We start from the raw sequence: 11,963 nt of genomic DNA, 5'->3' as shown, positions 1-11,963 counted from the left end.
CTGGCATTAGGGCTTGCCCCCGATAGCGGTGGTTCAGTCAGCCTATCTGGTGCTGATCTACCGCTATCGGGGGCAAGCCCCCTCCCACATTTGTATGTGTGCATAAGCAGTGTTCCGAGTTCCCAGTCAAAGTTGGAAGGCTTCTTGCAATACCGCCTGCAAGTCGCCTTATGGCGTCAAAACTTTGCTTCAAGGAACACGAGGAATACCGGTGGTAGATCGCTCTCAAATGCTCAGCACGGCCCGTGGCACCCTGACTGACCTGTCGCGGGGCAATCTGGGTGTGCCGTTGTTGTTGCTGGTGATGCTGGCAATGATGATGTTGCCCATGCCGCCGTTCCTGTTGGACGTGTTCTTCACCTTCAACATTGCGCTGTCGGTCGTGGTGCTGCTGGTGTGTGTGTACGCCCTGCGGCCCTTGGACTTTGCGGTATTCCCGACGATTCTGCTGGTGGCGACCCTGCTGCGGTTGGCGCTGAACGTCGCGTCCACCCGCGTGGTGATGCTCCACGGCCAGGACGGTCACGCCGCCGCCGGTAAGGTGATCCAGGCCTTCGGTGAGGTGGTGATCGGCGGCAACTACGTGGTTGGTATCGTGGTGTTCGCGATCCTGATGATCATCAACTTCGTCGTGGTGACCAAAGGTGCCGGGCGGATTTCCGAGGTGAGCGCGCGGTTTACCCTCGACGCCATGCCCGGCAAACAGATGGCCATCGACGCCGACCTCAACGCCGGCCTGATCGACCAGAACCAAGCCAAGGCCCGTCGTGCCGAAGTGGCCCAGGAAGCCGAGTTCTATGGCTCCATGGACGGTGCCAGCAAGTTCGTGCGCGGTGACGCCATCGCCGGCCTGCTCATCCTCTTTATCAACCTGATCGGCGGCATGGCGGTCGGTATTTTCCAGCACGGCATGACCTTCGGCGACGCGGGCAAGGTCTACGCCTTGCTGACCATCGGTGACGGTTTAGTGGCGCAATTGCCATCACTGTTGTTATCCACAGCGGCGGCCATCATGGTGACCCGTGCTTCGGGCTCCGAAGACATGGGCAAGCAAATCAATCGGCAGATGTTCGCGTCGCCCAAGGCCCTGGCCGTGGCCGCCGCGATCATGGCGATCATGGGCATCGTACCGGGCATGCCCCATGTGTCCTTCCTCAGCATGGCGGCCCTGGCGGGCGGTGCAGCCTACCTGTTCTGGAGAAAGCAGAACCAGGTCAAAGTGATTGCCCAGCAAGAGATCGCCCGCCAGCAAGAACTGCTGCCATCCCCGGCCCGCGCCCAGGAAACCAAGGAGTTGGGCTGGGACGACGTGACTCCTATCGACATGATCGGCCTGGAAGTCGGCTACCGCCTTATCCCGCTGGTGGACCGCAACCAGGGCGGCCAGTTGCTCGCCCGGATCAAGGGGGTGCGCAAGAAATTGTCGCAGGACCTGGGCTTCCTGATGCCGACCGTGCATATCCGCGACAACCTCGACCTGGCGCCGAGCGCCTATCGCCTGACCCTGATGGGCGTGATCCTCGCCGAAGCCGAGATCTACCCGGACCGCGAACTGGCGATCAACCCGGGGCAGGTCTTCGGCAGTCTCAATGGCATAACCGCCAAAGATCCGGCTTTTGGCCTGGAGGCGGTGTGGATCGAAATCAGCCAGCGCAGCCAGGCGCAGTCCCTGGGTTACACGGTGGTGGATGCCAGTACCGTGGTTGCCACGCACCTTAACCAGATCCTGTACAAGCACTCCCACGAGCTGATCGGCCACGAGGAAGTCCAGCAATTGATGGGCTTGCTGGCCAAGGCCTCGCCAAAACTCGCCGAAGAACTGGTGCCGGGCGTGCTGTCGCTGTCGCAACTGCTCAAGGTGTTGCAGGCGCTGCTGGCCGAACAAGTGCCGGTGCGTGACATTCGCAGCATTGCCGAGGCCATCGCCAACAATGCCGCCAAGAGTCAAGATACTGCCGCCCTGGTGGCTGCGGTGCGCGTCGGATTGTCGCGTGCAATCGTGCAAAGCATTGTAGGCACTGAGTCTGAGCTGCCTGTGATCACCCTGGAACCCAGGTTGGAACAAATATTGCTCAATAGTATTCAGAAGGCAGGACAAGGCCAGGAAGAGGGCGTTCTGCTGGAGCCAAGCATGGCTGAGAAACTGCAGCGTTCCTTGATTGACGCCGCACAGCGCCAGGAAATGCAGGGCCAACCGGTGATTCTGCTGGTGGCCGGCCCGGTCCGGGCAATGTTGTCGCGGTTTGGACGCCTGGCAGTACCGAATTTGCACGTTTTGGCTTATCAGGAAATTCCTGACAACAAGCAAGTGACTATCGTCGCGACAGTAGGGCCCAACGGCTGAGGGTAGTGGGTTATGCAAGTTAAGCGTTTTTTCGCCGCCGATATGCGTCAGGCCATGAAACTGGTCCGTGATGAGCTGGGCGCCGACGCCGCGATTATCGGTAACCGTCGTATTGCCGGCGGTGTCGAGCTGACGGCTGCCCTGGATTACACCCCCCAGGCCCTGGCCCCGCGCGTGCCGAACATGGAACTCGAAGACGAGCTGCGCAAGACCGCCTCGCGCATCGTCTCGGCCCAGGCCGAACTGAGCATGCGTGGCGACAGCGATGCCACCACCAATCGCCAGTTGTTCGCCGGGCTGCCGCTGACCGCCGCCGAGCCGTTGGTGGAACCGACGTTCAAAGAGCCGCCACGTCCTGCCGCGCCTGCTCCGGCTGCCGCCGTCGACCAGCGCGTGTTCGACTCGATGCGCTTTGAACTCAACGGCCTGCGCGAACTGCTGGAAGTGCAACTCGGCTCGTTGGCCTGGACCCAACTGCAAGGCAGCAAACCGCAACAGGCCAACCTGTGGCGCCGCCTGCAACGCATTGGCCTGTCCGGCCCGCTGTCCCGTGACCTGCTGGCGTTGACCACCGAAATCGAAGAGCCCCGCCAGGCCTGGCGTATGTTGCTGGCTCACTTGGCGCGGATGATCGTCACCCCGGAAATCGAACCCTTGGAAGAGGGCGGTGTGATCGCCATGGTCGGCCCGGCCGGCATGGGCAAGACCACCACCCTGGCCAAGTTGGCCGCCCGTTACGTGCTCAAGTACGGCGCGCAAAATATTGCGCTTGTGAGCATGGACAGTTACCGCATCGGCGCCCAGGAGCAACTCAAGACGTTGGGACGCATCCTCAATGTGCCGGTGACCCACGTCGACCCGGGCCAGTCCCTGGCCAACGCCCTCGACCCGCTGCTGCGCAAGCGTGTGGTACTGATCGACACCGCCGGCCTGCAAGCCAGCGACCCGGCGTTGCGCATGCAGTTGGAAAGCCTGGCGGGCCGTGGCATCAAGTCGAAGAATTACCTGGTGCTTGCAACTACCAGCCAGAAACAGGTTCTGACCGCTGCGTACCACAGCTACAAGCGCTGCGGGCTGGCCGGTTGCATCCTGACTAAACTGGATGAGACGGCGAGCCTGGGCGAAGTGTTGAGCCTGGCCATCAGCCATGAATTACCGGTCGCCTACCTGACCGACGGGCCGCGGATCCCGGATGACCTGCATCTGCCGCGCCGTCATCAGTTGGTCAGCCGTGCCGTGAGTGTGCAAATGCAAGACGAGCCTAGCGAGGAAGCGATGGCCGATATGTTCGCCGACCTTTACCAGAACCCGGCAAAGCGGGTGGGTTGAGGGCAGGACGAACACCGTGAAATGTACCTACATCGATGGCCTGCAAGAGACACGCGGCCAAGCCATGTAGCCTGCGTCTAAGCAAGACAAGGTAAAGAAATAAAATGGGCAGCATGCATCCCGTACAGGTGATCGCGGTGACCGGCGGCAAAGGTGGCGTCGGCAAAACTAACGTGTCAGTGAATTTGTCCCTGGCCCTGGCAGAGCTTGGCCGTCGCGTCATGCTGCTGGATGCTGACCTGGGGCTGGCGAACGTTGACGTTCTGCTCGGGCTGACACCCAAACACACCCTCGCCGATGTGATCGAGGGCCGCTGCGAGCTGCGCGACGTGCTGCTCCAGGGCCCCGGTGGCATCCGCATCGTGCCGGCCGCCTCCGGTACCCAGAGCATGGTGCACCTGAGCCCGGCGCAGCACGCCGGCCTGATTCAGGCGTTCAGCGATATTGGCGACAACCTCGACGTGCTGGTGATCGACACCGCCGCCGGGATCGGCGAGTCCGTGGTCAGCTTCGTGCGCGCCGCGCAGGAAGTCCTGTTGGTGGTCTGCGATGAACCCACCTCGATCACCGACGCCTATGCCCTGATTAAACTGCTTAACCGTGACTACGGCATGAACCGCTTCCGCGTGCTGGCCAACATGGCCCAAAGCCCGCAGGAGGGTCGCAACCTGTTCGCCAAGTTGACCAAGGTCACGGATCGCTTCCTCGATGTCGCCTTACAATACGTCGGCGCAGTTCCTTACGACGAGTGTGTGCGCAAGGCCGTGCAAAAGCAGCGTGCGGTCTACGAAGCGTTCCCTCGTTCCAAATGCGCACTGGCGTTCAAGGCCATTGCCCAGAAGGTCGATACCTGGCCGTTGCCCGCCAACCCGCGGGGGCATCTGGAGTTTTTCGTCGAGCGATTGGTGCATCAGACGAGCGCAGGACCCGTGCTATGACAGCGACTGGCTACAACGCGTACAAGAAGTCTGCCCGTGACAGTCAGGGCGAGTTGATCGAGCGCTACGCGCCGCTGGTCAAGCGCATTGCCTATCACTTGCTGGCACGCTTGCCCGCCAGCGTCCAGGTCGAAGACTTGATCCAGGCCGGCATGATCGGCCTGCTCGAAGTGTCGACCAAATACGACGCGAGCAAGGGTGCGAGTTTCGAGACGTATGCGGGCATCCGTATCCGTGGCGCGATGCTTGATGAGGTGCGTAAAGGCGACTGGGCGCCGCGTTCGGTGCATCGCAATACGCGCATGGTCAGTGATGCAATTCGCGCAATTGAAGCAAAAACCGGCCGCGACGCTAAAGATCATGAAGTTGCGGCCGAACTCCAATTGAGTCTCGACGATTACTACGGGATTTTGAACGATACCTTGGGCAGCCGCCTGTTCAGTTTTGACGACCTCTTGCAGGACGGCGAACACGAGGGGCTGCACGAGGACGGCGCAAGTGCTCATCTGGAGCCGTCGCGCGACCTGGAAGATGAACGCTTCCAGGGGGCGTTGGCGGAAGCGATTGCCAACCTGCCGGAACGTGAGCGATTGGTGTTGGCGCTGTACTACGACGAAGAGCTGAACCTCAAGGAAATCGGTGAGGTCCTGGGGGTCAGCGAGTCGCGCGTCAGTCAGCTGCACAGCCAGTGCGCAGCCCGCTTGCGGGGGCGTTTGGGAGAGTGGCGAGCGCGCTGAACAGGCAGTTTAGGGACACTGCATTCGAGACCGTGAGGGCCTGTGGCGTTTGCGGTTTCATTGCGTGGTGCCGAGGCGTCCTTTTTGTGTAATGCCTGTTGATTGAAATGGCGCGTCCAGGTGCTGGGCGCGTTTAAGACTGCTTGGAGGTCGAATTGGACAAGAACATGAAAATCCTCATCGTTGATGACTTTTCAACGATGCGGCGGATCATAAAAAACCTGTTGCGTGACCTTGGGTTCACCAACACGGTCGAGGCGGATGACGGCATTACAGCGATTCCGATCCTCAACAGCGGCAGCATCGACTTTCTGGTAACGGACTGGAACATGCCGGGCATGACCGGTATCGACTTGCTGCGCCACGTGCGCGCTGACGAAAAACTGCGCAGCCTCCCTGTGCTGATGGTGACCGCCGAAGCCAAGCGTGAACAGATCATCGAAGCCGCCCAGGCTGGGGTCAACGGCTACGTGGTCAAGCCTTTCACAGCCTTGGCGTTGAAAGAGAAGATCGAAAAAATCTTCGAACGCATCCACGGCTGATGCCATCGCGGGGGAGCTATGGAGCATAACGAAACGTCACAGGGCGACTTCGAGTCGACCCTGAAAAAGCATGCTCACCAGTTGGTCGACAGCCTTGAAAAAGGCCAGTTCGGCGACGCGGTGCAGTTGATCCATGAGCTCAACCAGACCCGTGACCGCGGCCTGTACCAGGAAGTGGGCAAGCTCACACGCGAGCTGCACAGTGCGATCGTCAATTTCCAGATTGACCCGCATATGCCCCAGGCCGAAGAAATCTCGCAGATCACGGATGCCACCGAACGCCTGTCCTATGTGGTCAGGCTGACCGAGGCGGCGGCCAACCGCACCATGGATCTGGTGGAAAACGCCACGCCCCTGGTGAACGGCATGGCCACCGAGGCACAAGCGTTGAGCCACGACTGGGGCCGCTTCATGCGCCGCGAAGTCGGGGCTGAAGAGTTCCGTGAGCTGGCGCGTCGGGTCGACGGATTCCTGTCACGCAGCGAGCAGGAAAACCGCACGGTTTCCAGCAACCTCAACGACATCCTGCTGGCCCAGGATTACCAGGACCTCACCGGTCAGGTGATCAAGCGCGTGACCCAATTGGTCACCGAAGTGGAAAGCAATTTGCTCAAATTGGTGCTCATGGCCGGCCAGGTCGACCGTTTTGCCGGTATCGAACATGACCGCGCGGCGATCCTCTCGGAAAAAGATCCAAAAAAACATCTCGCCAAGGGTGAAGGTCCGCAGATTCATGCCGATAAACGTGAAGACGTTGTATCTGGTCAAGATGATGTTGACGACCTGTTATCCAGTTTAGGCTTCTAAGGAGCACCACATGAGCTTCGGCGCCGATGAAGAAATCCTCCAGGATTTCCTTGTAGAGGCCGGCGAAATTTTAGAGCAGTTGTCCGAGCAACTGGTCGAGCTGGAAAGCCGGCCGGATGATGCGAACCTGCTCAATGCAATTTTTCGCGGTTTTCACACTGTAAAAGGGGGCGCCGGCTTCCTCCAGCTCCACGAGCTGGTGGAGTGCTGCCACATCGCCGAGAACGTGTTCGACATCCTGCGCAAGGGTGAGCGTCACGTTGATTCGGAATTGATGGACGTGATTCTCGAAGCACTGGATGCGGTCAACGGCATGTTCAGTGAAGTGCGCGACCGTGCACCGATCACGGCCGCCACCCCGGAACTGCTGGCCGCCCTGGCGCGCCTGGCGGAACCTGCCGACACCTCGGCGGCACCGGTGGTTGAGGCAGTGCCTGAGCCTGTGGTGCAAGCCGAGCCGGACGTGACCGACAGCGAGTTCGAACAACTGCTCAATTCCCTCAGTGCCGTGAAGGCCGAGGCCGAAGCGCCGGCGGCACCCGCTGCTGCGCCGAGCAGTGAAGATATCACCGACGCAGAGTTCGAATCCCTGCTCGACCAGTTGCATGGCAAAGGCCAGTTCGCTGCTGATGCCGTGGCACCTGCTGCTGCGCCAGAAGCACCGGCAGCCAACGCCAATACCGATATTACCGACGACGAATTCGAAGCGTTGCTCGACCAACTGCATGGCAAGGGCACCTTCGTGGCCGACGCCTTGCCGGAAGTCGCCGCCACCGCCGCCGCACCGGCTGCGCCAGAACCTGCGGGCGATGGGCTGATCACCGATCACGAGTTCGAGTCCCTGCTGGACGAGTTGCACGGCAAAGGCAAGTTCAGCGAAGTGGCGCCGGCTGCTACAGCCGTCACCGCTGCTCCGGTTGCTGCGAAAGCCCCGGCGCCAGTCGCCAAGCCAGCGCCTGCCGCCGCAGCGGCCCCGGCGCGTGCTGCCGCACCGGCACCGGCCGCCGCCGACAAGCCCGCCAGTGAAGCCGAAACCACCGTGCGCGTGGATACCGCGCGCCTGGACGACATCATGAACATGGTCGGCGAGCTGGTGCTGGTGCGTAACCGCCTGGTGCGCCTGGGCCTGAGCAGCGGCGATGAAGCCATGCAAAAGGCCGTGTCGAACCTCGACGTGGTGACCGCCGACCTGCAGACCGCCGTGATGAAAACGCGGATGCAGCCGATCAAGAAAGTCTTCGGCCGCTTCCCGCGTTTGGTTCGCGACCTGGCGCGTCAGCTCAAGAAAGAGATCAACCTGGAACTGGTGGGTGAAGAAACCGACCTCGACAAAAACCTCGTCGAGGCCCTGGCCGACCCGCTGGTCCACTTGGTGCGCAACGCCGTCGACCACGGCGTGGAAACCCCGGAAGAACGCGAAGCCTCGGGCAAGTCGCGCAACGGCAAGGTGATCCTGGCGGCCGAGCAAGAAGGCGACCACATCCTGCTGTCGATTACCGACGACGGCAAGGGCATGGACCCGACCATCCTGCGCAATATCGCAGTCAAGCGTGGCGTGATGGACAAGGACGCCGCCGACCGCCTGACCGACACCGAGTGCTACAACCTGATCTTCGCCCCGGGCTTCTCGACCAAGACCGAGATCTCCGACGTGTCCGGCCGTGGCGTCGGCATGGACGTGGTGAAGACCAAGATCAGCCAGCTCAACGGCTCGATCAATATCTACTCGACCAAGGGCCAGGGCTCGAAGATCGTGATCAAGGTGCCGTTGACCCTGGCGATCATGCCGACCCTGATGGTGATGCTGGGTAACCAGGCGTTCGCCTTCCCGTTGGTCAACGTCAACGAAATTTTCCACCTCGACCTGTCGCGCACCAACGTGGTGGACGGCCAGGAAGTGGTGATCGTGCGCGACAAGGCGTTGCCACTGTTCTACCTCAAGCGCTGGCTGGTGGCATCGGCCAAGCATGAAGAGCAGCGCGAAGGCCATGTGGTGATTCTGTCCGTGGGCACCCAGCGTATCGGCTTTGTGGTCGATCAACTGGTGGGTCAGGAAGAAGTGGTCATCAAGCCTTTGGGCAAAATGCTGCAGGGAACCCCGGGCATGTCGGGTGCGACCATCACCGGTGACGGTCGGATCGCGCTGATCCTCGATGTTCCGAGCATGCTCAAGCGTTACGCCGCTCGGCGTATTTGATTCTGGTGGGGTAGGGCGGTTTGCCCGCCCCGCCTAACGGAGTGTTTATGGCAGTCAAGGTCCTGGTGGTGGACGATTCGGGTTTCTTCCGCCGCCGCGTCTCGGAAATTCTTTCCGCCGATCCAACGATCCAGGTGGTCGGCACGGCCACCAACGGCAAAGAGGCGATCGATCAAGCCATTGCGTTGAAGCCCGACGTGATCACCATGGACTACGAGATGCCGATGATGGACGGCATCACGGCCGTTCGGCACATCATGCAACGCTGCCCGACCCCGGTGTTGATGTTCTCCTCGCTGACCCACGAAGGCGCTCGAGTCACCCTCGACGCGCTGGATGCCGGTGCGGTGGACTTCCTGCCGAAGAATTTCGAAGACATCTCGCGCAACCCCGAGAAGGTCAAGCAACTGCTGTGCGAGAAAGTCCACAGCATTTCTCGCAGTAACCGTCGCAGCCTGTTCAGTACGCCAGCACCCGCCCCGGTTGCGACGCCTGCTGCGTCGACGTCATCGTTCGCGCGCCCAGCGCCAGCGCCAGCGCCAGCCCCGGCGCCGGTTGCACGGCCTGCGGTGGCCCCGGTGCGTGCGGCCGCGCCTGTGGCGGCAACGCATTCGCCGGCACCGAAGCGCAAAGCCTACAAGTTGGTTGCCATTGGTACATCCACCGGCGGCCCGGTGGCGCTGCAACGGGTGCTCACCCAGTTGCCGGCCAACTTCCCGGCGCCGATCGTGTTGGTCCAGCACATGCCCGCGGCGTTTACCAAGGCCTTCGCCGAACGCCTGGACAAGCTGTGCCGCATCAGTGTCAAGGAAGCCGAGGATGGCGACATCCTGCGTCCTGGCCTGGCGTTGCTGGCGCCCGGCGGCAAGCAGATGATGGTGGATGGCCGTGGCGCGATCAAAATCCTGCCGGGCGATGAGCGCCTGAACTACAAGCCGTGCGTGGATATCACCTTCGGCTCGGCCGCCAAGTCCTACGGCGACAAAGTTCTGGCGGTGGTGCTCACTGGCATGGGCGCCGATGGCCGCGAAGGTGCACGCCTGCTCAAGCAGGGCGGCAGCGCCATCTGGGCCCAGGACGAAGCCAGTTGCGTGATCTATGGCATGCCCATGGCCATCGTCAAGGCTGACCTGGCCGACGCGGTCTACAGCCTGGACGACATCGGCAAGCATCTGGTGGAGGCCTGCCTCTAATGGATGTTCTGAGCCTGATCGGCATCATCATGGCGTTTGTTGCGATCATCGGCGGCAACTACCTCGAAGGCGGCCACCTCGGCGCGCTGGCCAACGGCCCGGCGGCGTTGATTGTGATTGGCGGCACGGTGGGTGCGGCCTTGTTGCAGTCGCCCTTGAGTTCGTTCAAGCGCGCCATGCAGATTCTGGTGTGGATTATTTTCCCGCCCCGCGTGGACCTGCCCGGCGGTATCGACCGCGTGGTCAACTGGAGCCTCACCGCCCGCAAGGAAGGCCTGCTGGGCCTGGAAGGCGTGGCCGATGCCGAACCCGACAGCTACGCCCGCAAAGGCCTGCAATTGCTGGTGGACGGCGCCGAGCCGGAAGCCATCCGCAGCATCCTCGAAGTGGATTTCTACACCCAGGAAAGCCGCGACATCAACGCCGCCAAAGTCTTTGAAAGCATGGGCGGCTACGCGCCGACCATCGGCATCATCGGTGCGGTAATGGGCCTGATCCATGTAATGGGCAACCTGGCGGATCCGTCGCAATTGGGCAGCGGCATTGCCGTGGCGTTCGTCGCCACCATCTACGGTGTGGCCAGTGCCAACCTGGTGCTGTTGCCGGTGGCCAGCAAGCTCAAGTCGATTGCCCTGCGCCAGTCGCGTTATCGCGAGATGTTGCTCGAAGGCATCCTGTCGATTGCCGAGGGTGAAAACCCGCGTTCCATCGAATTGAAGCTCCAGGGCTTCATGGATTGATGGCGATGGTGATCGATTTGTGGCCAGTGAACCTGTGGCGAGCGAGCTTGCTCGCGCTGGGCTGCGAAGCGGCCCCAAAACAGGCGACCCGGGTTTTGTTGGAGAAATGTGGTGACCGAATTGGGGCCGCTTCGCGCCCCAGCGCGAGCAAGCTCGCTCGCCACAACAAGCGTGCTTGCCACAATAGAGGTAACAGCCTGTGAGCCGTCGCCGTCGCGAGCCAGAAGAACACGTCAACCACGAGCGCTGGCTGGTGTCCTACGCGGACTTCATCACCTTGCTGTTCGCGTTTTTTGTGGTGATGTACTCGATCTCGTCGATCAACGAAGGCAAGTACAAAGTCATATCCCAGGCGCTGATCGGGGTGTTCAACGACGCCGACCGTGCGCTCAAGCCTATCCCGATTGGCGAAGAGCGGCCCAAGACCGTGACCCCGGCCAAGCCGCTGGTCAATGACAGCGATGAAACCGCCGCCGGCGTGGGCGGCACCAGCGACCCGCTGAAAAGCATCGCCGATGACATCAGCGCCGCGTTTGGCGACCTGATCAGCTCCAACCAGATGACCGTGCGCGGCAATGAGTTGTGGGTGGAGATCGAGCTTAATTCCAGCCTGCTGTTCGCCAGCGCCGATGCGTTGCCCAGCGACCAGGCGTTCACGATCATCGACAAGGTGGCGGCGATCCTCAAACCGTTTGAGAACCCGATCCACGTCGAAGGCTTCACCGACAATTTCCCCATCAGTACCGCGCAGTACCCGACCAACTGGGAGCTGTCTTCGGCGCGCGCATCGAGCATCGTGCGCATGCTGGCGATGCAGGGCGTGAACCCCGGGCGACTCGCCTCGGTGGGCTATGGCGAATTCCAGCCGGTGGCTAATAACGCCACGGTCGAAGGCCGTGCGAAGAACCGCCGGGTGGTGTTGGTGGTGTCGCGCAACCTGGATGTGCGTCGCAGCCTGACCGGCACTGGCACGGCGAATGCAACACCGGATGCGGCGTTGAAGCGCGCTGGCACACAAACTGCACCGGCTCCTGCAAAGCCGCCGGTTCGTCAGGGCAGCGTCAATACTCCGTCACCGGCTCAATAACCTTATGCAATGTCTCGGTCGCGCCTGTGCCCACCGGGAGGAACCCACT

General features: G+C 61.5%; 10 protein-coding genes. All 10 read left to right on the top strand.

Translation table 11 applies throughout. The features are described from left to right. The first annotated feature begins 229 nt into the window (after positions 1-229). On the top strand, positions 230-2,344 hold the full coding sequence (gene flhA / locus DYL61_RS22420) for a flagellar biosynthesis protein FlhA (protein WP_135310140.1): 2,115 nt from the start codon (positions 230-232) through the stop codon (positions 2,342-2,344). 12 nt (positions 2,345-2,356) lie between these two features. Next, positions 2,357-3,673 (top strand): flagellar biosynthesis GTPase FlhF, encoded by a 1,317-nt coding sequence (gene flhF, locus DYL61_RS22415; protein WP_135310139.1) that lies wholly within the window; start codon positions 2,357-2,359, stop codon positions 3,671-3,673. Positions 3,674-3,777: 104 nt separating this feature from the next. Next, a complete protein-coding gene (gene fleN, locus DYL61_RS22410; RefSeq protein WP_003192912.1) occupies positions 3,778-4,611 on the top strand; it encodes a flagellar synthesis regulator FleN in 834 nt (277 codons plus the stop codon). After that, the gene (gene fliA / locus DYL61_RS22405) at positions 4,608-5,348 is read left to right on the top strand and encodes an RNA polymerase sigma factor FliA (protein WP_105694879.1); all 741 of its coding nucleotides are present in this window, start codon (positions 4,608-4,610) and stop codon (positions 5,346-5,348) included. The genes fleN and fliA overlap by 4 nt, the downstream gene beginning before the upstream one ends. 167 nt (positions 5,349-5,515) lie before the next feature. Beyond that, the gene (locus DYL61_RS22400; protein ID WP_015885173.1) at positions 5,516-5,890 is read left to right on the top strand and encodes a chemotaxis response regulator CheY; all 375 of its coding nucleotides are present in this window, start codon (positions 5,516-5,518) and stop codon (positions 5,888-5,890) included. An 18-nt stretch (positions 5,891-5,908) separates the two neighbouring features. Beyond that, positions 5,909-6,697, top strand: a complete 789-nt coding sequence (locus DYL61_RS22395) for a protein phosphatase CheZ (RefSeq protein WP_105694880.1) — start codon at positions 5,909-5,911, stop codon at positions 6,695-6,697. A 10-nt stretch (positions 6,698-6,707) separates the two neighbouring features. Continuing rightward, positions 6,708-8,894, top strand: coding sequence for a chemotaxis protein CheA (locus DYL61_RS22390; protein WP_135310138.1), 2,187 nt, complete (start codon positions 6,708-6,710; stop codon positions 8,892-8,894). A 47-nt stretch (positions 8,895-8,941) separates the two neighbouring features. Beyond that, positions 8,942-10,087: a protein-glutamate methylesterase/protein-glutamine glutaminase gene (locus DYL61_RS22385; RefSeq protein ID WP_135310137.1), complete on the top strand. Its 1,146-nt coding sequence runs from the start codon at positions 8,942-8,944 to the stop codon at positions 10,085-10,087. After that, complete coding sequence (locus DYL61_RS22380) at positions 10,087-10,827, top strand: flagellar motor protein (protein ID WP_025855889.1); 741 nt, start codon at positions 10,087-10,089, stop codon at positions 10,825-10,827. The genes DYL61_RS22385 and DYL61_RS22380 overlap by 1 nt, the downstream gene beginning before the upstream one ends. Before the next feature lie 199 nt (positions 10,828-11,026). Continuing rightward, a complete protein-coding gene (gene motD, locus DYL61_RS22370) occupies positions 11,027-11,914 on the top strand; it encodes a flagellar motor protein MotD (protein WP_105694883.1) in 888 nt (295 codons plus the stop codon). Positions 11,915-11,963: the final 49 nt, after the last annotated feature.

Origin of the sequence: Pseudomonas nabeulensis, assembly GCF_004682045.1 — a bacterium.
Taxonomy (GTDB): Bacteria; Pseudomonadota; Gammaproteobacteria; order Pseudomonadales; family Pseudomonadaceae; genus Aquipseudomonas; species Aquipseudomonas nabeulensis.
This window is presented reverse-complemented; position numbering and strand designations above follow the sequence as displayed.

Coding starts and splice junctions, on each gene's coding strand:
- DYL61_RS22395 (WP_105694880.1), top strand. CDS start 5,909: ATGGAGCATAACGAAACGTCACAGGGCGACTTCGAGTCGACCCTGAAA.
- DYL61_RS22390 (WP_135310138.1), top strand. CDS start 6,708: ATGAGCTTCGGCGCCGATGAAGAAATCCTCCAGGATTTCCTTGTAGAG.
- fleN (WP_003192912.1), top strand. CDS start 3,778: ATGGGCAGCATGCATCCCGTACAGGTGATCGCGGTGACCGGCGGCAAA.
- DYL61_RS22400 (WP_015885173.1), top strand. CDS start 5,516: ATGAAAATCCTCATCGTTGATGACTTTTCAACGATGCGGCGGATCATA.
- DYL61_RS22380 (WP_025855889.1), top strand. CDS start 10,087: ATGGATGTTCTGAGCCTGATCGGCATCATCATGGCGTTTGTTGCGATC.
- flhF (WP_135310139.1), top strand. CDS start 2,357: ATGCAAGTTAAGCGTTTTTTCGCCGCCGATATGCGTCAGGCCATGAAA.
- DYL61_RS22385 (WP_135310137.1), top strand. CDS start 8,942: ATGGCAGTCAAGGTCCTGGTGGTGGACGATTCGGGTTTCTTCCGCCGC.
- flhA (WP_135310140.1), top strand. CDS start 230: ATGCTCAGCACGGCCCGTGGCACCCTGACTGACCTGTCGCGGGGCAAT.
- fliA (WP_105694879.1), top strand. CDS start 4,608: ATGACAGCGACTGGCTACAACGCGTACAAGAAGTCTGCCCGTGACAGT.